24 protein-coding genes are annotated in these 24,914 nt (G+C 48.1%); 5 read left to right on the top strand and 19 right to left on the bottom strand.

Annotated elements, in window-relative coordinates; all coding sequences use genetic code 11:
• The 14 genes from LDO37_RS19705 to LDO37_RS19640 form a co-directional block, all read right to left on the bottom strand.
• Positions 1–1,701, bottom strand: coding sequence for an efflux RND transporter periplasmic adaptor subunit (locus LDO37_RS19705; protein ID WP_126609068.1), 1,701 nt, complete (start codon positions 1,699–1,701; stop codon positions 1–3).
• A 15-nt stretch (positions 1,702–1,716) separates the two neighbouring features.
• Entirely contained in the window at positions 1,717–3,120 is a 1,404-nt protein-coding gene (locus LDO37_RS19700; RefSeq protein WP_126609069.1) for a TolC family protein, read from the bottom strand.
• Positions 3,121–3,184: 64 nt separating this feature from the next.
• Positions 3,185–3,631: a hypothetical protein gene (locus tag LDO37_RS19695; RefSeq protein ID WP_051841951.1), complete on the bottom strand. Its 447-nt coding sequence runs from the start codon at positions 3,629–3,631 to the stop codon at positions 3,185–3,187.
• 113 nt (positions 3,632–3,744) lie between these two features.
• A complete protein-coding gene (locus LDO37_RS19690; RefSeq protein WP_126609071.1) occupies positions 3,745–4,125 on the bottom strand; it encodes a VOC family protein in 381 nt (126 codons plus the stop codon).
• A 146-nt stretch (positions 4,126–4,271) separates the two neighbouring features.
• A complete protein-coding gene (locus LDO37_RS19685; protein WP_126609072.1) occupies positions 4,272–4,967 on the bottom strand; it encodes an RraA family protein in 696 nt (231 codons plus the stop codon).
• The gene (locus tag LDO37_RS19680; RefSeq protein ID WP_224055919.1) at positions 4,964–5,536 is read right to left on the bottom strand and encodes an alpha/beta fold hydrolase; all 573 of its coding nucleotides are present in this window, start codon (positions 5,534–5,536) and stop codon (positions 4,964–4,966) included. The genes LDO37_RS19685 and LDO37_RS19680 overlap by 4 nt, the downstream gene beginning before the upstream one ends.
• 119 nt (positions 5,537–5,655) lie before the next feature.
• Positions 5,656–6,615: a cupin domain-containing protein gene (locus tag LDO37_RS19675; RefSeq protein ID WP_126609074.1), complete on the bottom strand. Its 960-nt coding sequence runs from the start codon at positions 6,613–6,615 to the stop codon at positions 5,656–5,658.
• Between the two features lie 141 nt (positions 6,616–6,756).
• The gene (locus LDO37_RS19670) at positions 6,757–7,725 is read right to left on the bottom strand and encodes a nuclear transport factor 2 family protein (protein WP_126609082.1); all 969 of its coding nucleotides are present in this window, start codon (positions 7,723–7,725) and stop codon (positions 6,757–6,759) included.
• A gap of 3 nt (positions 7,726–7,728) precedes the next feature.
• A complete protein-coding gene (locus tag LDO37_RS19665; RefSeq protein WP_126609075.1) occupies positions 7,729–8,745 on the bottom strand; it encodes a LacI family DNA-binding transcriptional regulator in 1,017 nt (338 codons plus the stop codon).
• Complete coding sequence (locus LDO37_RS19660) at positions 8,745–9,512, bottom strand: SDR family NAD(P)-dependent oxidoreductase (protein ID WP_126609076.1); 768 nt, start codon at positions 9,510–9,512, stop codon at positions 8,745–8,747. Before LDO37_RS19660 ends, LDO37_RS19665 begins: the two co-directional genes overlap by 1 nt.
• Position 9,513: 1 nt before the next feature.
• A complete protein-coding gene (locus LDO37_RS19655) occupies positions 9,514–10,593 on the bottom strand; it encodes an ester cyclase (protein WP_126609077.1) in 1,080 nt (359 codons plus the stop codon).
• 18 nt (positions 10,594–10,611) lie between these two features.
• Positions 10,612–11,922: a histidinol dehydrogenase gene (hisD, locus tag LDO37_RS19650; protein ID WP_126609078.1), complete on the bottom strand. Its 1,311-nt coding sequence runs from the start codon at positions 11,920–11,922 to the stop codon at positions 10,612–10,614.
• A gap of 31 nt (positions 11,923–11,953) precedes the next feature.
• Positions 11,954–12,481, bottom strand: coding sequence for an ester cyclase (locus LDO37_RS19645; RefSeq protein ID WP_126609079.1), 528 nt, complete (start codon positions 12,479–12,481; stop codon positions 11,954–11,956).
• The gene (locus LDO37_RS19640) at positions 12,478–13,548 is read right to left on the bottom strand and encodes an ABC transporter ATP-binding protein (protein WP_126609080.1); all 1,071 of its coding nucleotides are present in this window, start codon (positions 13,546–13,548) and stop codon (positions 12,478–12,480) included. The genes LDO37_RS19645 and LDO37_RS19640 overlap by 4 nt, the downstream gene beginning before the upstream one ends.
• 418 nt (positions 13,549–13,966) lie before the next feature.
• Between LDO37_RS19640 and LDO37_RS19635 the strand changes: the two genes are divergently transcribed.
• The 4 genes from LDO37_RS19635 to LDO37_RS19620 all read left to right on the top strand — a co-directional run bounded on the left by LDO37_RS19635 (position 13,967) and on the right by LDO37_RS19620 (position 18,264).
• Positions 13,967–15,208 carry an ABC transporter substrate-binding protein gene (locus LDO37_RS19635; protein WP_126606965.1) on the top strand — a complete coding sequence of 414 codons (1,242 nt, stop codon included), beginning with the start codon at positions 13,967–13,969 and terminating at the stop codon, positions 15,206–15,208.
• Between the two features lie 70 nt (positions 15,209–15,278).
• Positions 15,279–16,310 carry a carbohydrate ABC transporter permease gene (locus LDO37_RS19630; RefSeq protein WP_126606966.1) on the top strand — a complete coding sequence of 344 codons (1,032 nt, stop codon included), beginning with the start codon at positions 15,279–15,281 and terminating at the stop codon, positions 16,308–16,310.
• Between the two features lie 11 nt (positions 16,311–16,321).
• Positions 16,322–17,203, top strand: coding sequence for a carbohydrate ABC transporter permease (locus tag LDO37_RS19625; RefSeq protein ID WP_126606967.1), 882 nt, complete (start codon positions 16,322–16,324; stop codon positions 17,201–17,203).
• A gap of 50 nt (positions 17,204–17,253) precedes the next feature.
• Positions 17,254–18,264 (top strand): ester cyclase, encoded by a 1,011-nt coding sequence (locus LDO37_RS19620; protein WP_126606968.1) that lies wholly within the window; start codon positions 17,254–17,256, stop codon positions 18,262–18,264.
• Positions 18,265–18,358: 94 nt separating this feature from the next.
• Here the strand turns inward: LDO37_RS19620 and pstB are convergent, their stop codons facing one another.
• From pstB to LDO37_RS19600, 4 genes are all read right to left on the bottom strand, one after another.
• Positions 18,359–19,108 carry a phosphate ABC transporter ATP-binding protein PstB gene (pstB, locus tag LDO37_RS19615; RefSeq protein WP_101110309.1) on the bottom strand — a complete coding sequence of 250 codons (750 nt, stop codon included), beginning with the start codon at positions 19,106–19,108 and terminating at the stop codon, positions 18,359–18,361.
• Between the two features lie 106 nt (positions 19,109–19,214).
• Positions 19,215–20,090 carry a phosphate ABC transporter permease PstA gene (gene pstA, locus LDO37_RS19610; RefSeq protein WP_126606969.1) on the bottom strand — a complete coding sequence of 292 codons (876 nt, stop codon included), beginning with the start codon at positions 20,088–20,090 and terminating at the stop codon, positions 19,215–19,217.
• Between the two features lie 2 nt (positions 20,091–20,092).
• Positions 20,093–21,022, bottom strand: coding sequence for a phosphate ABC transporter permease subunit PstC (gene pstC / locus LDO37_RS19605; protein WP_126606970.1), 930 nt, complete (start codon positions 21,020–21,022; stop codon positions 20,093–20,095).
• A gap of 78 nt (positions 21,023–21,100) precedes the next feature.
• Positions 21,101–21,922, bottom strand: a complete 822-nt coding sequence (locus LDO37_RS19600) for a phosphate ABC transporter substrate-binding protein (RefSeq protein ID WP_126606971.1) — start codon at positions 21,920–21,922, stop codon at positions 21,101–21,103.
• A gap of 488 nt (positions 21,923–22,410) precedes the next feature.
• Here LDO37_RS19600 and LDO37_RS19595 point away from each other — a divergent pair, with 488 nt between their 5' ends.
• Positions 22,411–23,343 carry a LysR family transcriptional regulator gene (locus LDO37_RS19595; protein ID WP_224055764.1) on the top strand — a complete coding sequence of 311 codons (933 nt, stop codon included), beginning with the start codon at positions 22,411–22,413 and terminating at the stop codon, positions 23,341–23,343.
• A gap of 144 nt (positions 23,344–23,487) precedes the next feature.
• Here the strand turns inward: LDO37_RS19595 and LDO37_RS19590 are convergent, their stop codons facing one another.
• Entirely contained in the window at positions 23,488–24,843 is a 1,356-nt protein-coding gene (locus LDO37_RS19590; protein WP_126606521.1) for an aerolysin family beta-barrel pore-forming toxin, read from the bottom strand.
• Positions 24,844–24,914: the final 71 nt, after the last annotated feature.

Here is a 24,914-nt window from a genome sequence, read left to right as displayed (position 1 = left end):
TCAGCCCTCAGCTTCTATTTGCTTAAGTCGGTATTCGCTGCCTTGCTTTTCGACTAGAAATCGAACCTTTTGGGCTTCCTGAAACTCGGTAAGATCAATGCCTTCCTCAACCGTGAAATTCATCTCTCCTGCTTCCCAGTTCCACTCGGTAACGGGTGAATGGCTTAGGGTGACCATTCCGAAATCCGCCATCAATAGAGTGACGTCTCCAGTTAACCAGACTTCACTCGCCAGAACGCTTTCCCCCACTTTGTAGTCCACAATTTCGTATTGACCGGACTCGGTTTTCTGCATCTCAAAGTCGATGGCTTGCCCTTTGCCGAGCCCTTTCATTTCCACGTTTTCAGCAAAGGTGAAATTCATCACCATGCCTGGCCAGTTCCACTCCGGTACAGGCTGATGGTTGATGGTCAGCATCCGGTGTCCTTCCATAACGTCGGTGATTTCCCCTTGCGCCCAGACGGTCTCGGCATCTGCCTCCACTCCGTTGATGCGCGCCAGATCGGCGGTCTGGCTTGATTCAGAATCCAACATGAAATGAGCAGACGTCACGATTCGGTCTTCCGGCTTCAGCCCTTGCAGCACTTCCACTTTTTCACCCGCTTCACGCCCTACCTGAATACGGGCGGAGCGATATTTCCCTTCTCCTTCAGCAAGCACCACTCGGGTCATGCCACCAGAGCGAATCACCGACGATTTAGGAATAGTCAGCACCGAATCTTCGCTGACGGGTTGCAAGGTGATATTGGCGAACATATTGGGCTTCAAATCCCCCTGAGGATTGGGAAATTTCAGTCGGACACGGAGCGTACGGGTTTTAGGGTCAAGAATTGGGTAGATGTAATCCACCTCACCCTGCCACTCATTACCCGGAACAGAATCCAGGGTCATCTTGGCGTTACTGCCAGCATTCACCCAGTGTGCCTGACGCTCAAAAACTTCAGCATCGACCCACACGTTGTCGAGCGGTCCGGCACTGATCACCGCCTGAGAAGGCGATAAATACCCACCCTCACGGATGTTCAGGCTGGCTATCACGCCATCCGCAGGTGCTTTGATTTCGATGGTTTGAGACGCTCGACCGCGACGGGTGATGGTTCGGATCTGGCTGCGGTCAACACCCAGCGTCAACAGGCGTTCGGTCGCCCCTTTCACTAAGCCCTTTCGCCCCGTCTGGTAAGCGCTGATCAGTTCTTCCTGCGCTTTAACCAGTTCAGGCGAATACAGGGTGAACAGTACGTCTCCCTCGTTGACTTTCTCCCCCACGGCGTTAATGAACAGCTTTTCTACCCAACCGGCGACACGCACATTGGTTTGCCAGAGCTGGCTTTCATCAAAGGCGATGTAACCTACGGTCTCGATTTTGGGTGCCAACGGCTCTCGACTGACCGACGCAGTTTTCACCCCGAGATTGTTTTCGACCGATGGATCAATCTTGACCGTGCCCGGCTGATCGTTATCGCCATTCAAGTCTTCTGCGTAAACGGGAACAAGGTCCATCCCCATTGGCGATTTACCCGGCTTGTCTCGTTGGTAATTCGGGTCCATAGGCGCGACCCAGTACAATGGCTCATCAGAGCTGGCAGCTGGGCTGGCAACAGCACCCATACTGTGGCTTTCACCTGCGATATAGTGATTCACCCCATAACCCAGGGCTCCGCCTACCAAGAGCGCAACGGCGGCTACTTGCATTGTTTTCATTTGTTGTTTCCCTTATTAATTTGAGCGATAGGTGTACGTGAGAACAGGCGAGTCGACCTGAAACTCAAAGGCGCTGAGCAGAGCCGCGAGATTGCTGTTGACCACGTTCAGGTCGGTCAGCAACCGCTGCTGTTCAAGTTGGAGGGCCAGCTCATCGTTAGAGGCGGCAATCACATCGCTGAACTGCGCGGTGTTGTTCTGATAACCCCGTTCTACCGCACGAATCCGCGCGTTAATTTGAGGCATAAGGGAAGACTGGTAACGCGCCAATCGCTGTTGCAGATTGATTCGGTCGCTCAGGAGGGTGTTCACCTTGGCGTTCATTTGCTGAAGTAAGGTGTCTCTTTGAAGCTGCGCAGCTCCAACCTGATATTGCGCGGCAGACTTGTTTTTGTCTTGTCGGTTTTCAGTAAACAGCGGAATGTCTAAAGTGAGGTACGCACTGACCAGATCCGATGCTGGTTCACCCCGCATATTGTTGGCTTGTCTGTGGGCGTACATCACCTCGATGCCAAACTGTGGCGTATACGCCTGCTCGGCAATGTCCACCTGCGTTTTGCTAACCTGAATCTGGCTGTCTGCCATTTTCACCATTGGGTGCAATCGCAGCGCAGTGTAATGTCTGGTGGCATCAGGCGTTGAATCGAGTACTCGTTCCAGTTTCAGCCAGTTGCGCTGATTAGACGCCTCCAGTCTACGCTGCGAAGAAGCGAAACTGTCGAGCCAGTCTGAACCCAGCCACTCGGACATCTGGGCCATAAGACGACGCTGCATTTGCTGATTGGCTTCAAGTTTTTCGTCCAGCTTAGCGACTTGAAGCTGAGCGTCTAACCAGTCTTGCGCTTCGCTTTTGCCGTTGGAGTAATTGGTTTTGACAAAGCTTTCCAGCTCCGTCATCAGGCGTTTTTTCTCTCTTAGGATTTGCTCCGTTACCTGTTGATACCCAAGCTCAAGCCAAAGGGTGGTCATGCTGTTGGCAATGTCCAGCTCTCTGGATTCGACCTTAAGGTTCACACCCTGCGCCTGCTGATTGGCTTTTTTCTGGCTGAGCTCTAAGGTTGAACCGCGCTCAAATTGCTGCATGACCCCGACCGACAGATTGGTCATCGGGTCTTGATCGAACTGAAAACTGTCGATGGGCAAACCGCCAAATCCGACTTTGACTTTTGGGTCCATCAAGGTGGCGCTGGCCACGCCTATCTCGCGCATGGCAACAGACTGAGCGTAGAACTGCTTTCTGGCAGCGTCTTGTTCTATGGCGGCATGAATCAATTGCATCAAGGGTTCATAACGTGCCACTTGAGTCGATCCAGCTTGCTTGGGCGTTATCGATGAAGACTCGGAAGCACCCACCCATAAAGGCGTTGCAGCCAAGCTTACACCGACAACCAGTGCGAGCTTTCTAAATTGTATTGTCACTGTGTATATCCAAAATCTGGGCGCAATGCGCCAATAAATCGGGCTTCATTCAGAAGCGGTGAAATCAGAAAATGGATTCAGTGATTGGGGGTCGGAAAAGGGATTGAGTACGAGAAAGTGCATCACCGATAGTGATGGAAGCGATAGGGGCAAGGGCAAAGTCTGCCACATTCATCGAGCTACGAGTAAGCAAAGGCACAAAAGTGACACCGCACACAGCAGCACAACAGGTATGTCCTTCATGGGACGCGGAAGAACAAGCGTCTGACGCGTTGTTTTTGCCACTATCCACCATCAGTGAATGAATGGGTCTGTCTGGGGAATGCGATTTGTGAGCAGATGGGTTATCTGCCATAGGAGAGGAACTGGCATGACAAGGAGAAACGTTACTTTCAATTTGGTGTTCTGCCATTGTCATCATCATAACAGGGGCACTGGTGACAAACCCTGAAAACAACAAGGCAACAATGCTGAGCATTGTAATCCAGGTTGTTTTTAATCGTCTGTTCATAGCGCACCTTTAAGTCAATCGCATCCCGACTCTAAACCTTACCCTAGGGGTAAGGTCAACAGATTCTTATAAGGATAGCAGCCTGACTCAACATCTTGATTTCTTTCCCAGTACTAGCTTGGTTTTGCGAAAGCCAAAATGTGACCATCTATATCCTTGCTGTATCCAACCAGAGCCCCCCAATCCCTTTCTTGAACAGGGCTGAGTTCTGTCGCTCCGTGCTTTAAGCTGCGTTGATGATATTCAAATGGGTCATCCACAATCAGATACAACTCGGAATTTGGATTGCCACATGCCTGATCGGGTGAAGTAAGGTGTGAACCTAGCAGTCGGTTTATCCCCTCGTAAGGCATCAATCCAAGTTTCGAACCCCGATCTAATTGAAACTCAGTCATACCGGGAACGTTGAGCACTGGGCTGGACAGGAGAACACGTTCGTAAAATCGAGTGCTTGCTTCCTGATCCAGTACGTAAAAAATGAAATGTGAAATCATAGCCCCTCCAACTTAAACAATGCGACCTGTAAAAACCAAGTCACATTGTCTCATTGAAGAACCTCTCAGAAAGTTACTGAGCGATCATTTAGGGAGAAAAGATAAAACTTCCACATACTCTATCTAACGTCTGAGACGCGGGGATATTAAGTCCTAACTCGCTCAAACTCTGCCCACGCTTTTTCAAACGCTTCAAAATCGAAGTTGTCCTGCTTGGTGGCTTTCAATACGATTTGCTCGTTAGCCAGCAAGGTGGTGATGGCGGTTTCTAAGCGAGGTAAAACCTCATTTGGAATCACCAGTGCGCCGTGGCGATCCGCATGAATCAGCTCGCCCGGTTCCACCTTTAACCCCATCACACTGACAGGCTGATCGATGGTTTTTACGTGCACAAACCCATGGCTTGGACCAATAGAACCTGCGAGCACTGGGAAATTTTCCGGCAAATCACCCAGATCGCGCATCACACCGTTTGTGACCACGCCACTCATCCCAAACCCTTTATGAACATTGGTGTTCAGCTCTCCCCAATAAGCACCAATCGCATTTGGGAAATCGATATCCTCTATCACAGCAACAGAAGGGAATGGAGACTCTGACATATAACGATAATACGCCATACGCCTTTCCCGAATCACATCAGCGGGTTCCTGAGCAGGTTCTAGCGCAGCAATTTGGGCTGTTTTCGCGTAGCCCACCATTGCCCCGCACCTAGTGTCTGAAATCAGCATGGTCTGCTTGGTAAAACGGTCGAATCCGCGCTTACCCTGCGCCACTTCGATGGCATTGCACACCGCGGGCGTATCTACACGTTGTAATAGCTTTAATAAAGACTCGTTCATGATTCTAACCACGCACGCAAAGCGGCGTTTGTCGCCTCCGGTTGCTCTAAAGTTGTCAGGTGCCCCGCTTTGGGGATCAGGGTAAGTGTGGCATGTGGAATTAACGCCTTCATGCATTCGTGTCTGTCTAACGGGCAAAGCTGATCGTCTTCCCCAGCCAGAATCAGGGTCGGCTGAGTGACAGTGGCCAGCGTTTGTTGCTGATCGGGGCGATCACGCAACGCCAGCGACTGACGAACAAACACCTCGTCCCCCAGTCCATTTGCCATGTCTAGGCAAAGCTTATCGATACTGGGATTGGGGAAATCTCGGTGGCAATATCTCGGGATCATCTCCTCACTCATCACACTCAGCATCTCGCCTTTTGCAACGCGATCCAGCTGCCTTGCTCGTCCTTGCTTCACTTCGTCCAACTCTGCTCGGGGATTCGTGTCTAGCAGCGCCAGACGTTCAATACGTTCGGGCTGCTGCCTGAAGACTTCCATGGCAACGATGCCACCCATCGACAATCCCGCCAGCGCGAAGGTGGAAGGCGCTTGTTCAAGCACCTTCTTCGCCAGTTCTTGCATGCTGTCGGCTTGTGTTACTGGCAAAACAATAACCTGACGTTCAGAGCTGAACTCCGCTACCTGAGCTGCGAACAACCGCTCGTCGCACATCATACCGGGCAACAATACCAGCGGCGTATTCATCGTTTGGGAGTCCATGTTGGTCCGGCACTATCGAGTGTCTTACTGATTCGGTACAAACTTGCGTCGCCAGACGCAGTCACCGAAAGTGAGTAGTCACTGCCAGCTGGCATCCAGATGGTGTCACCCGGATTTAAAGTGACGGCGTCTTGCCCCCACTGAACTTGCCAATGACCGTACATGACCATCAAAACCTGATCCTGCTCTGCGTGATACGACTCGGCTTGCGGTGTATTGTGGTTAAAGAAATCGACTTCAAAACCAGGCTTATCGACGATAAGGGCATTTTCACCGATCACACTGCATGGCTTCTCGTCCGCCAGAGCCATCATATCGAGGTAACGTGCCACGTATTTCGGGACAACTTCGCTAACACTTGGCTGACCAATCTGGTCAAGTTCGTCTTGAGTCAGCATAGGCATCTCTTTCACGCCTTCAGGGAGGTTTTCCCCTTTTTTGCTGTCGTAGAGCCTGCCGGTTTCACTCAGTTTTAAACCATGAGAAACAGCGTCTTCCAATACCTGAGGCGCCCATACAACGCCACCGCCTGCATCATCGCCGCCCAGAATGGACATGATCATGCCGTAATCGGTCCCAACGTTTTCAAAACCTCGGAAAACGTGTGTTGGGATATTGAAGATATCGCCTTCCGATAACGTCACCTCTCCGGCTTTACCATCATGCCCCCAGAAGAAACGCCAGCGACCTTTCAACACGAAAAAAACTTCTGCCGTATGGTGATAATGCAATGAGTTAAAACACTTTGGCGGTTGGCCTGCTGCTCCAATATTGAAGCCCGGCGTGGCGGTGATGTGCACATGCTGGTCAGGGCTCTCTGAGACTCCCCCGCCAATAATCGTGAAGTTTTCTTTTTGTGATGAACCGGGTGTATGAGCATCAATAAATGCTGTGCGACAGGGTTTGAGTTCCCCAAATCGCACCCATTGTGGGCTTTCCATTCTCGTTATCTCCTTTGGATTCCAACACACGGGCAAATGCTAAGAGCCGTGCATCCGTCATGTCAGCAATACGCGAAATTCATCGGGTTGAGCAGCTTGAACGCCCAATCCAGATCCTGCAATTCTCTAGGGTCTGTTGAGTTACCCTGTATGCAGAGCGATTTGTTTCCAGACGGAGGTCTCGTCAAATACAACAAACTCGCGTCGAATGCCCCAAGGGCCAAACTCGACATGAGCGGCTGCCATGACATAAACGTCTGCCCCCGTTGGTGCGCCAAATCGCCCCCACCCATCATGCTTTCCTTGTAATGAGAACCGAATGGCGGCTCTCGGTGGCATCATTGGATCTTCGCGTCCAATTTGGTGTTCTATGGTAAATTCTGCGTTCGGAAAACTGGCTCGTAACCCTTGCCAGAAGGCTTCAATCCCAGCCCAAGAGTGGATGGTTTCACCACATGGGTATTCACCGGTACAAGCGCGATCGTATTCATTTCTAATGCAGGCAATATCGGCATTCATAATGCGCTTGAGCACATTGGCATACTGCTTTCCGTAGGCGTTGTCGTTTCCGGTGCCTTGGTACGGTCCGTTTTTGTCTTGCTCTGGGGTAAATGGCACGTTACACGCTTGTGATCCCCCCTCATTTTCAATTTGAGTGAGAGCATATTGTTTTGGATCCCAGCCCATCTGCTTAACGATGGCACCCAGATCCCGAATCAGCCATTCATCATTGATCTGATTGTTGATGGCGTGGCAATCAGCGATCACACGGTACTTCAATGGTGACCCTGTGGCTTTACCGAAAATACCGTCGCCTAAATGCGTTGCCGTAGACAGGATCCGATGCGAAGACAACATACCTGTTTCAGGTGTGCCACTCCAAATCACGTCTTCCCCAAGTAATTGTCTGTCTGGAAATTCATGCAATGTCGACAAGGTAGCAGCAATAACCCCTTCATTTCCGACTGAAATGCTGGCAGGTGTGCGAACGATAATATCGGGCGAATAGTAATGCTCTAGCGTCGCAATCCCTCTGTCTTCCCAAATCTCTTTGGTAATGGACAGTATGTAGTCGGGGAAGTCCTGAAACTTGCTGTCGAATCCTTTCATCATCTAGTTAATGTCCTTTGGCAATTTGGCTGAACCTCGGATCACGAGTGGCGACCCGATGGCAATTTTCTGGGGTGACGCGCTGTCACCATCAATCTGTTGGAGCAAAATTCGTATGGTTTCATTAACCATGGCGTCCGCTTGCTGGCTCAGTGTTGTCAGGTTATAACTCGGCCAACTTGATGCGGGAACGTTGTCGTACCCTACAACTGACACGTCCTCCGGCACCTTGATATTCAGCTCGAAGCGCAAGGTGTCCATGACCGCCAGTGCCATGTGATCGTTGGCAACAAACAACGCATCAGGTGGATCGTTCCGGAACATATTTCGAGTAGCTTCCTTAGCTTTTTCCATCGAAAAATCTCCAATTTCTCTAGCATGTAGCTCAAACCCTTCTTGCGATAAGCCAGCTTTGAAGCCCAGTTCGCGATCGCGCTGAGTCGACGCGCCTTCCCAACCTGCAATGTAGCCGAATTTCTTATGACCACCCCGAATCAGGAACTGAGCGGCTTTCAAACCACCAACAAAGTTGTCTGAGGTCACCGCAGAAAAATCCCCTTCTTCCTGCGAGCGGTTGAACAACACAATGGGCACGTTGGCTTGACGGCACCGCTCGGCGAGCTCTGAAGTCATGGCTACTGAGGCCGCGATAATGCCATCGACCTGATAATCCAGAATCTCTTCCACCACAGAGTCGATGGAGTCTGCTGTTTTGGATGCCATAAACATCAGAACGTGGTAGCCCTGTTCTTGCAGAGAGTTGGAGAGTTTTTCTAATGCGTCGGGGTAAAACTGGTTATCCAGATACGCCACAATTAAACCAATGATTCGGCTTTTGCCCGAAACCATAGCTCGTGCCAGTGAATTGGGGCGATACCCAAGCTCATCCGCCGCTTTCTTCACTTTGTCCATGGTTTTCTGTGAGACCGATGCACCAGGCGTGAATACGCGGCTCACCGCAGATTGGCTTACACCAGCGTGTTTGGCGACATCGGTTGAGGTAACTTTTTCATTTGCCATTATTCTGCTGTCCAACCTCCGTCCACACGCAGCGAAGTGCCGGTGATCATGGCGGACGCATCACTGGCAAGGAACACCACCGCGCCCATCACATCTTCGACTTCTCCCACTCTTCCAATGTGGATTTTGCTCTCAATCCACGCTCGGAGATCAGGGTTTTCAAACGTGCTTTTTGTTAATTCTGTTTTGATGAAAGTCGGGCAAATGGTATTGACCCGTACTTGGTTCTTGCCCCATTCGATGGCCATGGCTTTGGTAAACCCCTCCACCGCATGCTTTGAGGCGCAGTAAACAGCGCGCTCAAGCCCGCCAACGTGTGCCATCTGGCTCGATATGGTGATGAGGCTTCCGCCTTGGTTGGCGTCAATCAGCTTTTTCGCCACTGCCTGACACAAGAAATACGCCCCTTTCACATTCACATTCATCACGGCGTCGTAGTCGTCAGGCTGAGTCGATAGCGCATCGGAATGGCGAGCTAGCCCAGCGGAGTTCACCATCACATCAAACGTTTCTTGCTGCTCAATCAGTGCCTGAGTGCCTTCAATATCCGCAACATCCATGTGTAGAACGTCGACCTGCCACTGCTGGCGTTCAAACTGCTGTTTAACCTCTTCAAGCAAATCCGTTCTGCGCGCTGCAAGCGTAACGTGAGCCCCTGCTTCTGCTAGTGCAACAGCGCACCCCAATCCAATACCCGACGATGCACCGCAAACCAATGCTCGCTTGCCTGTTAAATCGAATCCGGGTGAAGTTGGAAGAATTTTCATATCACATTCCCTGTGGTAGTTGGATGTCGCCAATCACACGAGCTTTATTGAATTCTTTCATTCTGGCAATTACATCAATACCGAGTTGTGAATAGACGTCGATTAAGTCCACCAGTACCCAGTTTTCTCGAATTTTTCCGTCTTCCAGTCGCCAGAAGTCCAGACTGCGTAAGGTGATTTTCTTCCCAGATGGGGCGATGCCTAGCCAGCCACCGTGCGTCAGTGTCTGACACATATTGGGCCAGCCTGTCACCGCGACGTATTCACCAGAGGCAAAAAAGTGTGCGTGAATTTCCTCTTTGTGCTGACCGCGATCAGGCATGGCATTGAGAAACGGTATTTGGTGCCAGTGTCGAAAGCCCGCAATGCCTCGACAGGTGCCGATACCCGCTGGACCATACCAGCTTAGGTTGTGGTGCCAGAATCGATCCATTGCCATCACTTCAGGTCCACCCTGACTCGGGTAACGCTGTAAGTGCTCCAGCATATCCAAAACGTGTTGACGGCTTACCTCTGATTTCTGCGATTTTTCTGATTTCCGCGAAGGGATGCTCCATCTGTTTTCGATACCGTCGCAGGTGGCAGGTGCTGGCACTAAACCTTCTCGCCCTAATGACGGCACCAGCGGCCAAGCGTTGGCTTGCATCATGAGTTCAGGAATATCCCAGATGATTTGTGCTTCGACGATGGCATCGCCTTCCATCCGGTAAAATTCGTGAAACCGCATGTGGGCAAAGTGCCCGGTAGCCGCAATGTCCAGCCAAGGTTTGATAAAGGTGCCGCAGTAATAACCGGCACACCCTATCCACCCATTTTGGTCGGCATCTATGCCCGAGATAACAATGTAATCACGCCGTTCCAGATCCGGCATCGCATCAGCAAGTGAGGTAACACAAGCGTCGAACCAATCCGCAGGCGAATAGCAATCCCCAAATGGCGCGCACATGTGAAACGTGGCGTCGGAAGCAAAAACAGAGCCCATCTGCATTCGGGCAGAGGCGATATCTCCCTTATAAAGAGACTGTCGCCATTGCGCTAGCTGGCTGAATAACTGCTCTGCTGATTGCTGGGATTCTGACATTGCCACCTCTATCAACCGTTACTGCGCCGGTTGCCCGTAGGGAACGTCTTTATTGCCATAGCGACGCACTCGCAAGTTGCACTGCTCGGCATGACCAACAAACCCTTCCAGAATACAAAGCCGCGAACCGTATTCACCTATCTGTGTGGCGGCTTCATCGGTTGTTACTTTTTGGTAGCTGTGGGTTTTCAGGTATTTACCTACCCATAACCCGCCAGTGTAGCGTCCCGCTTTTTGGGTTGGCAGAGTGTGGTTGGTTCCGATCACCTTGTCGCCGTTAGCGACGTTGGTTCTTGCTCCCAAGAACAAACCACCGTAGCAGGTCATGTTTTCTAGGAACCAGTCGTCGCGATCCGTCATCACTTGCACGTGCTCGTACGCTTTGTCTTCCGAGACTTGCAGCATTTCTTCGTAACTGTCGCAGAGTATGATTTCACCATAGTCTTCCCAACTGGCAGACGCCGTTTCCGCCGTCGGCAGAATCTTAAGGATGCGTTCAATTTCAGCCATGGTGTCTTCCGCCAGTTTTCGGCTGTTGGTCACCAAAGCCGCGGGGGAGTTAAACCCGTGCTCCGCTTGACCTAACAAATCTGTGGCACACATTTCAGCATCGACGGTATCGTCGGCAATCACCATGGTTTCGGTTGGACCGGCAAAAAGGTCGATGCCCACGCGTCCGAAAAGCTGACGCTTGGCTTCTGCCACAAAGGCATTTCCTGGGCCTACCAACAAGTGAACAGGGTCGATGGTGTCGGTACCAATGGCCATAGCGCCTACAGCCTGAATGCCGCCAATCACGTATATTTCATCGGCACCACCGATGTGCATAGCCGCTACAACCGCTGGGTTCGGTTCGCCTTTAAAGGGAGGAGTGCAAGCTACAATTCGCGGAACCCCTGCCACTTTAGCAGTCGCTACCGACATATGCGCCGAAGCCACCATGGGGAATTTTCCACCAGGGACATAGCAGCCAACACTTTGCACCGGAATATGCTTGTGACCTAATATCACACCGGGCAGTGTCTCCACTTCGATATCTTGCATGGAATCGCGCTGTGCTTTGGCAAAATTAACTACTTGGTCGTGTGCAAATTGAATATCCGCCAAATCTCGCTCTGGCACTTTGGCGATCAGAGCTTGGATCTGTTCTTCAGAGAGTCGGAATGAGTCTGGGGAATAGTTGTCGAATTTTTCAGACAGTTCACGTACCGCTTTGTCGCCGTCGCTCTCAATGTACACCAGTGTATCGGCGACCACAGAGGCAACCTTGGCGTTATCTGACGCTTTGTCCTGCTCTGGTTTGCTGCTTTTTAAATATTCAATGGTCATGATTTCCATTCATCCTGTTTGACTGCTTCTATCACTGTGGTCTTGGTGGGGTTCGTTCACCCCGGTCGTAGGCTTCCCAACCTTCACCGTTGAAGACATCCACCCCTAACTGTGCAAGTACATGGGGAAAATCCACCATGACCCAGTTGTCGACGATTTTTCCATCCTGCACTTTCCAGAAATCCATATAGCGGATTTCCACTTTTTTTCCGGTAGGGGCAACCCCCATAAACTCACCGCTGTGTGTGGCTTCTTGTCGACCAAATGCTGCTGCCCATTCCCCCATATACAAACGCGCTTCATCAACGCACGATTTGTCGGAAAACGCTGCTTGAAAAGGTCGTTGCCAGTTTTCTTGAAATTCTTGCAGCCCGTTTTTTCTGCCACATCCTTGGTTGCCTAACCAACGAAACTGCTGCGAGAAAAACTGACCTATGTCGTCGATTCGGTGATCGTTTAACCCGTCTACCATGCCTTCGATCACCGCTCGGGTTTCGTCGGTTTTGCTCATATCAGTATCGCGGGATAATTCTGCTTGCTGAGGTCTTGAACCTTTCATGATGCCTCCGCCAAAACAGGGGAAATTCGCGCTCCAGTTTGTGCATCGAACAGGTGGCATGAAGCAATAGGAATGTGTGCCGAAAAGGGCTGACCAATATCGATTCTGAAATCTTTGTCTGCCTTGATTGCGACAAATGCCTGACCAACTTTGGTGGTGATCATGGTGGCGTCACCCAAAAGCTCCATGGAGTAAACGTTAGCCTGAACTTGAGCAGATTCGCCGTTCAAACTGGCGTCCTCTGCCCTGAAACCCAATGTAACCTTGCCAGACAGCGAAGCATCCAGACCAGAAATTGTGATCCCCTCAGCTTCGAATGTACCGTTGGTTATTGTGCCTTCCACCAAGTTCATGGCAGGAGAACCAATAAAGCTCGCCACAAAGGTATTAGCTGGGTTGTTGTAAATCTCGGTTGGGGAACCCACTTGCTGAACCACCCCTTTGTTCATGACAACAACGCGATCGGCCAGAGTCATGGCTTCGATTTGATCGTGGGTTACGTAAATGGTGGTGACTTTGAGCTCGTGCGTTAGGTTTTTGATTTGTGCTCGTGTTGAGACACGCAATTTAGCATCGAGGTTAGATAAGGGTTCATCCATTAAAAAGACATTTGGCTCACGTACAATCGCCCGCGCTAAAGCCACACGCTGACGCTGACCGCCCGATAACTCAGAAGGTTTGCGATGCAAAAATTCATTGAGCTCGACCATCTCCGCAGCTTTCATGACTTTCTCATCGTGGGTTTCTGGGTCGATCTTACGTACCTTGAGCGGAAAGCGGATGTTTTCATACACCGTCATATTCGGATACAACGCATAGCTCTGGAACACCATGGCGACGTCTCGATCCTTTGGTTCAAGCTCGTTCACCACTTCTCCGTCAATCAGAATTTCGCCATCAGAAACGCTTTCAAGCCCTGCTATGATTCTCATGGTCGTGGTTTTTCCACAACCAGACGGACCAAGCAAAACGAGGAACTCCTGATCAGAGATCGTCAAATCAAAATCGTTGACCCCGATAAATCCGCCCCATCGCTTATTAACGTGTCGTAGTTGTATTTCCGCCATGAAATGTCCTTTTTCAAATCTTGGGTACGTATTCAAAATTATCAGACGACTTTTTAATCAACAAGGTCACAATTTAAGCAAATTAGAAGGTGATCACACTAATAACAATTCAATCAAAAAGTATAAAAACCCGGATATTTTTAGTAATTCAATAAGTTACGACAACATCCAAAATATTCAAAAATCAATATAAATCTTTATTAATCAAACAATTAAATCAACAATCACAATTTATTTACAAAATAAATACAAATCTTGATCAAAAGTAACTTTAAAGCATAGGATTTTTGCATACGTTCCCATTTTTTAGGAAAAGGGCAAGGAAACGCCGCTGAGTTGTCGACGTCGTCGAACAAAGAAACCAGCCGCCTATCGTGGTATTGCCCACTTGATGCTGCCAGCTAAAGGAGTAGAAAACATGGCAAATGTAACTCAATGGGCGTTGCGTGCTGCGGCCACCGTCGCCATCGCCAGCGCAAGCAATGTGTACGCGAGTTGTGGAGTAGAGTCGGGTAAAGTAAGCATTCTTTCCAACGACTTCCCTGCATTGCACGCCGTGGCCAACATGGCAGAAACGTGCGCCAGCGATAAAGTCACGGTGTCCAAAAACCAGACAAAAGACCATCGCAACCTTCAGGTAGCGGCACTCAAAGCCAACCCTGCGAAATATTCAAGCGCAATCGTCTCAACCAGCTCGATTGTCCCGCTGCTCAACGAAGGCTTGGTTCGCCCTTTGGATGACTTGGTCGCCAAGTACGGTGCCAGCCTACAACCTTCTCAATTGATTCGTGTCGACGGTAAGGTGATGGCGGTGGCATTTATGGCGAACAGCCAACACCTCTTCTACCGCGAAGATATCCTTAAGTTGGCTGGCGTAGAGCCACCGACTACCTACGACGAGTTGATTGCTGCAGCAAAAGTTATTCGCGACAAAGACATCATGGCTAACCCTATTGCCTTAAACACCAAAACGGGTTGGAACCTCGGTGAAGAGTTCATCAATATGTACAGCGCTACAGGTGGTGATTTCTTTAAAGGCAGCAGTGCACAGCCCAATATCAATAATGCGATGGGCGTGAAAGCGCTGAATACGCTCAAAGCCCTGACGGAACTGTCTAACCCAGACTATCTAACGTTTGATTCCAACGTGACGCAGTCTTTGTGGGAAGACGGAAAAGTGGCGTTTGCTGTGATGTGGGGGTCTCGTGGTAGCGCCATCTTGGACGACGAAGGCTCAGAATCAGATATTGTGGCTTCGACTCGTTTGGTCAGCACGCCATCACTGGAGAAAGGCGGTTTGCCTGCTACCACATTATGGTGGGATGGCTGGACCGTTTCTAAGAACCTTTCAGACGAAGATGCCGAAGCGACGTTCAAAGTCATGGTTAAAGCGACCTCAACGGAAATGATGAAAGCCAACAGCGAAAAAGCAGTGTGGCTGATTGAAGGCTACCAACCTAACGATGCGGCTAAAGGGGTGATCGACTCAGTGCAAAACAAAGCGCGCCCATACCCAATGCTGCCTTATATGGGGTCTCTCCACTCTGCACTTGGCTCTGAATTGTCCGACTTCCTGCAAGGCAAAGAGTCGGCAGAACAGGCATTGAAAGATGCCGAAGCTGCTTATACCGCGTCTGCGAAAGAACAGGGCTTCTTGTAATTCACTTCTCCCATTCCCTCTCGCTTGAGTAGAGTCAGAGGGAGTGGTGTTTGGCATTGAGGTTATACGTATGCCCCATCGCACTTTTTTGCAGTTTATGTGGCCGTCTTTGACGATCATGATTCTGTTGATCGCTTTTCCCATCGTTTCCATCTTTGTGCAGTCGCTTTACGTCGAGCACGAGCAAGTGGTGATAGAAACCGAACAATGTGGCCCTTTTGGCTGTTCCAAAACGACGGCCATTGATTTGGATGCCACCAACAAACTGCGTGAGGAGCAGCCTTTAGGGCGATTCAACGGGTTTGGCACCTACACCAACCGAAATCATCTGGCGTTTTCCGAAGTGGGCGAAGCGTGGGATAGCTCAGACTCTCTGTCTGATTTCACCTCGAAACTGCTGAATATGCCGTTTTACAAGGCGCTAATTTTTACCCTCAGTTATACCTTTATTGTTACGCCGATGGTGATCGTTTTGGGGATGCTTGTCGCGCTTGGTGTGAATGCACTGCCCAAGTTTTTTAAGGGGCCGACCATCTTCTTCTCCTTACTGCCCATGATTGTTACGCCACTTATTGGTTCGTTGATTCTGTTCTGGATGATCGATGCCGACGGTGTGATTGGCGCTTCCCTACAAATCTTATTTGATGATCCTGATTTATCGTTGAAAGCGTCACCAACGCTCACTTGGATCACTTTGTTTGTGTATGGCGTCTGGCACTCGATTCCCTTCTCTTTCATCGTGTTCTATGCCGGATTACAGACCGTGCCAACGGATACGGTTGAAGCAGCGATGATCGACGGGGCATCTCGCTGGGAACGTATTCGTTATATTGTGATTCCGCATATGGCACCGTTGTTAACGTTTGTTGCCCTGATGCAGTTGATGGATAACTTCCGCGTATTTGAGCCGATTGTCGGGTTTGCTGCCGAAGCCAACGCCACCTCGCTAAGCTGGATCATTTATCACGATCTGAAAGAAGGCGACGCACAGCTCTTTGGCTCCGCAGCAGCCACTTCCATGTTAACCATTGTGGGTATTGCCATTCTGCTTACCCCTGTACTGATCCGCACCTGGCGTGGATTTAACAAGAAACCCGCGTAGGAGAAATGCACATGGAACAAGCAATAGATAAAAAATCCCCATGGCTGAAAACCGCCTCGATTTTGTTTGTGATCGGATGGTTGATTGTTGCCGCAGGTCCATTTTTATGGACAACCTGGGGCTCCTTTAAAGTTCAGGGCGATTTCTTTTCAAAGTCAGACTGGATGAATGCCATCTACGGAGTAAAAACTCTGGTTGAAACAGGCAGTGAATTCACGTTCAAAGGCTATTACGGTGCATGGGTAGAACAAGGCTTTTGGGTCGCTTCTATAAACACCATGATCGTGGTGGTTTGCGCGGTGGTGATTTCTCTGACCATTGGCACGCTCGGTGGTTATGCGCTGGCACGTTCAGGGTTTCGGTACTCGATATGGATTTTAATGATTGCTCTGGTATTTCGCGCAATGCCACACATATCTTTGGTCTCTGGTTACTTGTTGCCTTTCTTTGAATGGAATTTGTGGGGTCACTTACCCACCACCATCATTGTATTGGTGGCCATCAATCAGCCCTTCACGTTGTGGATGTTGCATTCGTTCTTTTTGAATATCCCGAAAGACATGGACGAGAGTGCCATGGTGGATGGGTGCACTCGCTTTCAGGCATTTCGCCACGTGATCATTCCGGTGATGTGGCCAGGGGTGGTTACAACTGGGCTGTTCAGTTTCTTGCTGGCTTACAACGATTTTGCCGTCACTGGTATGCTGCTCAGCCAAGATAATCAAACCATGATTCCGAAGATCGCCAGCTTCCTTGGCACAACTCAGGTAGAGGGCAATGTGATGTTTGCCGTTGCCGCTGTGGTGTCTGCCATGGTGCCTCTGTTCTTCTTAGTGCTTTTCTTCCAGCGTCAGATCGTTTCAGGGCTAACCGCTGGCGCAGTGAAAGGCTAACGTTCCATACCCAAGTGACTTCAAGAATTCAGGTTATATAAGGAAAATTCATGTCATCAGACACTCAAAATGCCAAGCAGGTTGTCTTGGCATTTTTCAAAGAGCTAGACAGCGCCAACCCAGAAAATGTGGAGGAAGTGCTGGCGCGCCATACCTCAGAAGATTACCAATGGAGAGGGTGCCACCCATTTAATGAAATCAACTCACTGAATGAACTGAGCACATCGTTCTGGCAACCATTGAAGCAATCCTTGCAACGCATTCAGCGCAGACAAGACGTGCTGATGGCGGCACAAAACAGTTTGTCCGATGCCCCCTCTGTTTGGGTGGTGTCCATGGGGCACTTAATGGGGCTTTTGGATCAAAACTGGCTCGGTATTCCAGCGACTCATAAGATGGCATTTTTACGCTACTGCGAGTTTCATGAAGTCTCGAATGGCAAAATTCAACAAACCGCGATGTTCTTCGACATTCCTCATCTGATGGTTCAGGCGGGAGTAAACCCGTTTCCGCCACAAACGGGGGCATTTATGGTGCAACCCGGTCCGATGACCCACAACGGAGTGATGATTGATACACAGCCGTCGGAGGAAAGTGATAAAACGCTGGCACTCATTAACAGCATGATCAGTGACATTGGTAACTGGAAAAACGCGCTGTCTCTGGAGGAAGAACTGGCACTCACGTGGCACGACGACATGATCTGGTGGGGGCCGGCTGGAATCGGTGCCAGCTACACCATCGAACGTTATGCTAAACAGCACTCCGGTCCTTTTCGTGAGGCGTTTGATGACCGAATCTTCAACGGGCATATTTGCCGTTTAGCCGAAGGAGAGTTCGGTGGTTTCTTTGGATGGCCAAACCTGACATTAACCCCAAAAGGCGGCTTTATGGGCATGCCCGCCTTCAATAAACCCGTGGATATGCGAGTGATCGACATCTACCGACGCGATGGCAACAAACTGGCTGAAAACTGGATTTTCATCGACCTGCTGCATTTCTGGCATCAACAAGGTCTCGATGTATTGGGTCGACTCAGCCGCAATCAGCTTCCCCTTTAAAAACAAAAAAGCCCCTCCGGTAGAGGGGCAAGAAGTACCATCGCTTATAGTTATAAGTCTATGCCAGTAAAAGCGTTTCTTATAAGCCAGTGTGTTAACCAAAGTCGCCGTTAACGTAGCCTTGTGTGCGGTCGTCTTTTGGCTGGCTGAAGATGACTGGCGTATCATCGTGTTCAACCAATTCGCCCATCAAGAAGAAGGCGGTTCGATCTGAAATACGGCGAGCTTGCTGCATGGAGTGCGTGACGATAACGATGGTGTAATCTTTCTTTAGCGATTCCATCAGCTCTTCGATTTTGTGTGTAGCAATCGGGTCCAGCGCAGAAGTCGGTTCGTCCATCAAGATCACATCGGGTTCCATGGCAATGGTTCGAGCAATACATAGACGTTGCTGCTGACCGCCGGACAACCCAAATGCATGAGACTTCAAACGATCTTTTACTTCGTCCCACAATGCCGCACCGCGAAGTGATTTCTCGACAACAGAATCGATGTGTTTTTTGTCTTTCACGCCTTGAGCACGTAATCCATACGCCACATTTTCATAAATGCTCATTGGGAACGGGTTCGGTTTCTGAAAAACCATCCCAACTTTGATGCGCAAGTCAGACACATCGATATTGCCGTAGATGTTCTCACCATCCATATCGAGCTTACCCGTAATCTTCACCCCTTCGATCAGATCGTTCATGCGGTTTAAACAGCGTAGAAGCGTAGATTTACCGCAACCCGACGGACCTATCAATGCGGTCACTTGACGAGATGGGATAGGTAGATTGATGCTCTTAAGGGCTTGGTTACTGCCGTAAAATAGGTCTAGATTCTCAATATCAAACTTATTCATTACTTACTCTCTTAATTCTTTAAATCTGTGTCATTTCGCTTAAGCAAAAGGTTCTGTATTTGTACGTCGCAGTGCCTGTACGATGAAGTATCTGTACGTTGAAATATCAGTACGTCGCGGTATTAAAGCGTCTTGCGATAAGTTTGGTGATCATGTTGATCAACAAGACAACGACGATAAGAACGGTGGCTGTACCGTAGGCTTGGTTCCACTCTTCAACAGTGAACAGCTCGGTTGTCAGCTTATAAAGGTGAACGGTTAGCGTTCGACCAGAATCCAACAAAGAATCTGGAATGCGCGCAACCATGCCCGCTGTTAGGAAAACAGGAGCGGATTCACCAATGACACGACCAATACTAAGAATGACCGAGGTTAAAATACCTGGCATTGCGCTTGGCAATATTAAGCGCCAGATAGTGTAGATTTTAGAAGCGCCAAGACCGTAAGAGCCTTCGCGGAACGTTTGTGGAACAGCCATTAGGGCTTCTTCTGTCGTACGGATGATGACAGGAAGAATGAGGATACTCAGTGTTAACGCACCCGATAGAATCGAGAACCCGAGCCCTAATATGGCAACAAAGAATGTCATACCGAACAAACCAAATATGATGGAAGGTATCCCCGCCAGTGATTCAGTACAGAAACGGATGATCTTCACGAGTTTACTGCCCACTTTGGCGTATTCCGTCAGGTAGATGGCCGTCATAATACCAAGCGGCGCAGCCACCGCGATGGACGCGATAACCATGTAGATTGTCGACACAATCATTGGGAAGATACCTTGTTCATCCCCAGTGCGCGTGTAGTTATCGGTGACGAATGCCCAATCGACGTGTTTCAACCCGTTGGACAAGATGTACCAGATAATCCAAAACAGAAAGCCAACAGTTAATGCTGCGGAAATCCAAACAAAGGCGTTTAGCATGCCGTCTTTAAAGTTACGTGCTTTTTTCAGCTTACTTACTTGAGTGTTATTGCTCATGATTACTTCGCCTTCTCACGGTTTAGGTACAGAAGAACGGCATTCAAACTCATGATGAATACCAGCAATACCACGCCTGTCGCGTAGAGTGCACTAGCGTGAACACCACTTGCGTACGACATTTCGATAGCGATGTTCGCGGTTAATGTACGTGCGGAATCCAAAATGCCTTCAGGCATCGCAGGGGCATTCCCCATCACCATAATAATGGCCATGGTTTCACCCAATGCACGGGCAATACCTAGAATGACGCCAGTCATAATTCCCGAGCGCGCAGCAGGAACAAGCAACTTAAAAATGGTATAAATTTTTGATGCGCCCAGAGCCAAAGAGCCTTCTTTGTAGGTTCTCGGAACCGCGCGGATAGAGGTTTCGGATACGGTGATCACAGTGGGTAAAATCATCACACCCAATACGATGATCCCAGCTAAAATCGTGTTACCTGCCGGAACATTAAAGATCTGCTGAATCAGTGGAACAATGATTACCAACCCGAAGAATCCGTATACCACGGAAGGAATACCCGCTAACAGTTCAACCGCAGGGCGGATGATATCGGCTAAGCGTTTTGGTGCAATTTCAGCAATGAAGATAGCGGTTAACACACCAATTGGCACACCCACAATAACCGCGCCGAAGGTAGACACTACCGACGCCACAATCATGGTCGCAACACCGTAAAGTGCCGGCGGCAACCAGTCCTGCCCAAAAACGATGCCGGTTACACCTGCTTCTTGGAAGGCTGGAATACTTTCTGCAACGATGAAGTAAGCAATGGTTGCTAAAGAGACGATACCGATAACGGCACTGCTCAGGAATAAAGAATGGAAGATACGCTCTTTCCAATCTACGCGCTTTTTCTCACGCAGTGGACGGTTTTTTTCTGTGTTTTCGCCACTCATAGACTTTTCACTATTGATCGCGATGGTCATAAAAAATACTCATATCGAAAGGTTCGAAATGGAAAACGCTCAGCCCTCGCGAGCTGAGCAAATATTTTAAAAAGGAGCTTAGTTAACTGTGATGTAGCCTTTTTTCGCTACAAGAGATTGCGCTTCTTTCTCAAGCATCCAATCTAGGAATTTTTGCGTTTCAGGCGATGGGTTGCCTTCTTTGAACAATACAAGGAATGGGCGAGCGACTTTATATGAACCGTTTTTCACGTTTTCCACAGTGGCTGGTGTGCCGTCGATATCCAGAGCTTGAACCGAAGAATCAACGGTACCTAAAGAAATGTAGCCAATTGCAAACGGGTTACTTGCTACCATTGTTTTTAGCGCGCCATTGCCGTTAGCAACTTGTGCACGTTGAGAAATCGCTGAAACCTTTTTACCAGAGATTTTCTTTTTCAGCTTCATGATGTCTTCGAATGCACCACGAGTACCTGACGCAGTATCACGAGTAATTGCAACGATAGGCTTGTCAGCACCGCCAACTTGTTTCCAGTTAGTCACTTCGCCTTTATAGATAGCTGTTACTTGTTCAGCCGTAAGACCTTTCAAACCGTTTTTAGGGTTAACCACAACCGCGATACCATCACGAGCAACAACCAGTTCTTTTAGCGCTGGCTCTTTTTCAGAACTTTTTAGGTTGCGAGATGACATACCTAGATCCGCACTTCCATTTTTCGCGGCTTTCACACCAGCAGAAGAACCAGGACCTTGAACTTCAATGAAGACGTTTCCGTTCGCTTTCATGTAAGTTTCAGAGAACACTTCCATCAGTGGAGTAACACTGCTAGAACCGACAGCAGAGATAGTTTCTTTAGCTAGAACTGGGTTTACTGTTAGTGTGCCTAGTAGAGCTAATGCACCGATTACTGTTTTTTTCATCACAATTTCCTTTAGTGGCATTCATCGCCGTTGTGTTTCACTTGACGCTGCTCACTTTAGGAGGGATTTATGACAGTCGTGTTTCACTAGTTTGAACCCTATATGACAAGGTGTAATTTTTGAGAATTCTTGCATTTCTCCTATTTCACACACTAAATTTATCTTCAACTTACTGTGTCAACTTGGCTGCTACTACTCTAAACAAGGTGAGCCTTTGCTGGTCTATGGTTTCTCATTCAATATGAATACTTATATTATTTAACCCATACTTATTTAGATATAGCTAAATAAGTATGGGTCAATTGATAAAATTGAGCTGATTAACAACAATTTTAGAATTAAAATCACATTTCCATAGAAATAATAAAGTTATAATAAAATCTTATCGAACAATTTAACATTATTAATAACCTTACAAAAACCAATCCTATATTTAGTTTTACAGCATATCATCAATAAATAACCATGTTATTCGTTAAGTTGGTAAAATGGATAAATTTCTAAAAATAAAAGCTTTTGTTACCGTAGTAAATGCCAATAGCTTCTCTCTTGCCGCAGAGCAGCTTTCTGTTTCCATATCAACCGTCAGTAAACGTGTACAATATCTTGAGAAAGAAGTGGGATATCAATTATTAAATAGAAAGGGAAATAAAATATCGTTAACCAATAAAGGAATCGACTTCTATCAAAAAGCCCGAGACTTGCTACATGGCTATAATGAGCTAATGATGCCCAATATAGAAAGTACGATGAAAGGCACTGTTAGGCTTGGACTGCCGCGACGTTTTGGTGAAGACGTTGTTTTTCCTATCTTATTAAAGTTCATCAATCAGTACCCCGACATCCATCTAGATATCTGTATGAACGATACAAGAGAGTCTATTTCACGTATGGGGTATGACTTGGTTTTACGAATTGGAAAAGTGACCGAACAAGATGTCGTCTCTGTAAAGCTTGGGCAAATACCTCGAGTACTTGTTGCCCCTTCTAACTTAGTCCCTAAACAAGAAAGGGATAACATCCATTATATTAGCCAGTTACCTATTGTTTTAAATGTAGCGACAACCTTTTCATTATATAAGAATTTTTTATCTAACTACGTTTCAACAGATAACGTAGTTATGAAAGTAAATTCAGATAGATGTGCCATTAATGCCATAAAGTCGATAAATGCTATCTCTATACTTCCTTATTTTAATATTAAGGATAACGTTATAAATGGTGATATGGTTATATTGTTAAAAGACAAATCATTACCACCACAAGATATCAGCTTAATATTTCCCAATAGACAATTATTAACGACACCCACCCGAACTTTAATTGATTTCCTCAAACAAAATTTAGCCGAAATAATACCAAGTCAATCCTGTGTTATTGAAAACCCTATAATCAAACCAGCATTAAGCAATGAACTTTAATTTAGAACTTTATAATATAAAAATAGAGGGGAATTCCCCTCTACTTTATATTGATAATTTTTCCTAACTCCCCAATACCACTCTTCTATCATTAAATGAACTCAACAATAGTGTCGGTACTATTAGTGAATAAGGGCTTATTCTCTATTGCGTCAATGGGCTCGCTAGAGAAACAGAGATGTTAGCATCCGCATAGTCATCAGATAGCCTTTCAACGGATTCCACAACTAAGCCCATATTGGAACCGGCTGAGCGCAATCTTGCTGTACGACCATTAGATGGTTGGCTACAATTTGCTAGCGTCGAAATCTCTTGTTGCGTTAATGGAATCGCCGCCCCTGCTGTAATGTTGTATTGACTGCCATCGACAGTCGTGAACTTACCAGACATCGCTGCACCGTATTTACGTTTGGCCACATTACCTAGCACCCAGCTAAGGTTAGACTGACCAAATTCATCCTTCATCCAGTGCCAATCCCAATTACTACGCCCAGAAATATAGGAATATTTATATTCGTCGGCGATTTTTTGAGGACCATTAAGACCAATGGTGCTTCCAAAGGTTTGCGTCATGGTAGGTCGATTGGTTGGATGATCAGATCGCGCATTCCCACTCCAGCGCAGGAACCCTTCGAAATCTAGGTTGTAGCTTAGATAAGCAAATGAATTGTAGGGAATGTCAGCCTTTTGCTTAAACAAAGTGAGCGTAATATAGCGTTTATTCATAGCAGGAATTTGCGCTCGGTACTGTGCTTTTCGGTCAACTGAGGTGGATTTACCATCCGTTTCACTCCAACCTTGGCTCGCATTGAATTCGGCTTTGATTTCCGACGAAGCGCCACCAATAAGTGGTACACCAACTTCGTATTTGTTTGTCACACTGAGCGATTGACCAAACGAGAAGTTATCGGTTTTTGTCCAACTTGTCGTTTCGTTGTACCCAATATCGACAGGTGCTGTGTCTTCTGTCGTTCCGCAGTTGTACACCATTGCATCAACAGTTGCTAAAGCTTCACGATCGTATACTTCAGGCTCACCCAACACCAATGTCGCTGGATTTGTCACCAATTTGACGTCTTTCACTTTCATTTTTAACCGCTTGTGTGCCCAATAGCCATCGGCATGTGGATCATTACTGTTGTATCGCGCATTGATGCTGTATGTCTTTTCATCAATACGCCTCACTTCCATATCTTCACCGATATAGCGTGATTTCGTACCACCAGCCCAACCAAAGCCTAAATAATGCCCAAGATACGACAAAGGTTTATAGAAATCGGGGTCGTTAAAGACGTTGTATTGTAGGGCTTCAACATTTCCACCATCGGCATACGCTTTGTTTGGGTAGCTAGGTAACGCTGGTAGCGGGCTATTGTTTACTGTAGGGGTTGCGCTGCCTGACGCACCGTCTGAAGACGAGCTCGCCAAAGCAACAGAAGGTGCCATAACAAGTGCAATACTTGCTGCTAAGGTACATAAAGCAAAAGGTTTTCTTTCCATTATTATCTCCTTTGTGTTTGCAAAATCATTCTTATGCATTGAGATTGGAGAGTGAATATCAGTGGAATAAA

This window comes from Vibrio penaeicida, from assembly GCF_019977755.1.
GTDB classification, from domain to species: Bacteria; Pseudomonadota; Gammaproteobacteria; order Enterobacterales; family Vibrionaceae; genus Vibrio; species Vibrio penaeicida.
This window is presented reverse-complemented; position numbering and strand designations above follow the sequence as displayed.

Bases quoted from the DNA above. Each gene is read 5' to 3' on its own strand.
- LDO37_RS19695 (WP_051841951.1), bottom strand. From the start codon at position 3,631: ATGAACAGACGATTAAAAACAACCTGGATTACAATGCTCAGCATTGTT.
- LDO37_RS19670 (WP_126609082.1), bottom strand. From the start codon at position 7,725: ATGAAAGGATTCGACAGCAAGTTTCAGGACTTCCCCGACTACATACTG.
- LDO37_RS19635 (WP_126606965.1), top strand. From the start codon at position 13,967: ATGGCAAATGTAACTCAATGGGCGTTGCGTGCTGCGGCCACCGTCGCC.
- hisD (WP_126609078.1), bottom strand. From the start codon at position 11,922: ATGACCATTGAATATTTAAAAAGCAGCAAACCAGAGCAGGACAAAGCG.
- LDO37_RS19680 (WP_224055919.1), bottom strand. From the start codon at position 5,536: ATGCAAGAACTGGCGAAGAAGGTGCTTGAACAAGCGCCTTCCACCTTC.
- LDO37_RS19705 (WP_126609068.1), bottom strand. From the start codon at position 1,701: ATGAAAACAATGCAAGTAGCCGCCGTTGCGCTCTTGGTAGGCGGAGCC.
- LDO37_RS19665 (WP_126609075.1), bottom strand. From the start codon at position 8,745: ATGGCAAATGAAAAAGTTACCTCAACCGATGTCGCCAAACACGCTGGT.
- pstB (WP_101110309.1), bottom strand. From the start codon at position 19,108: ATGAATAAGTTTGATATTGAGAATCTAGACCTATTTTACGGCAGTAAC.
- LDO37_RS19600 (WP_126606971.1), bottom strand. From the start codon at position 21,922: ATGAAAAAAACAGTAATCGGTGCATTAGCTCTACTAGGCACACTAACA.
- LDO37_RS19645 (WP_126609079.1), bottom strand. From the start codon at position 12,481: ATGAAAGGTTCAAGACCTCAGCAAGCAGAATTATCCCGCGATACTGAT.
- pstA (WP_126606969.1), bottom strand. From the start codon at position 20,090: ATGAGCAATAACACTCAAGTAAGTAAGCTGAAAAAAGCACGTAACTTT.
- LDO37_RS19655 (WP_126609077.1), bottom strand. From the start codon at position 10,593: ATGTCAGAATCCCAGCAATCAGCAGAGCAGTTATTCAGCCAGCTAGCG.
- LDO37_RS19630 (WP_126606966.1), top strand. From the start codon at position 15,279: ATGCCCCATCGCACTTTTTTGCAGTTTATGTGGCCGTCTTTGACGATC.
- LDO37_RS19675 (WP_126609074.1), bottom strand. From the start codon at position 6,615: ATGGAAAGCCCACAATGGGTGCGATTTGGGGAACTCAAACCCTGTCGC.
- LDO37_RS19620 (WP_126606968.1), top strand. From the start codon at position 17,254: ATGTCATCAGACACTCAAAATGCCAAGCAGGTTGTCTTGGCATTTTTC.
- LDO37_RS19595 (WP_224055764.1), top strand. From the start codon at position 22,411: ATGGATAAATTTCTAAAAATAAAAGCTTTTGTTACCGTAGTAAATGCC.
- LDO37_RS19640 (WP_126609080.1), bottom strand. From the start codon at position 13,548: ATGGCGGAAATACAACTACGACACGTTAATAAGCGATGGGGCGGATTT.
- pstC (WP_126606970.1), bottom strand. From the start codon at position 21,022: ATGACCATCGCGATCAATAGTGAAAAGTCTATGAGTGGCGAAAACACA.
- LDO37_RS19625 (WP_126606967.1), top strand. From the start codon at position 16,322: ATGGAACAAGCAATAGATAAAAAATCCCCATGGCTGAAAACCGCCTCG.
- LDO37_RS19590 (WP_126606521.1), bottom strand. From the start codon at position 24,843: ATGGAAAGAAAACCTTTTGCTTTATGTACCTTAGCAGCAAGTATTGCA.
- LDO37_RS19690 (WP_126609071.1), bottom strand. From the start codon at position 4,125: ATGATTTCACATTTCATTTTTTACGTACTGGATCAGGAAGCAAGCACT.
- LDO37_RS19660 (WP_126609076.1), bottom strand. From the start codon at position 9,512: ATGAAAATTCTTCCAACTTCACCCGGATTCGATTTAACAGGCAAGCGA.
- LDO37_RS19685 (WP_126609072.1), bottom strand. From the start codon at position 4,967: ATGAACGAGTCTTTATTAAAGCTATTACAACGTGTAGATACGCCCGCG.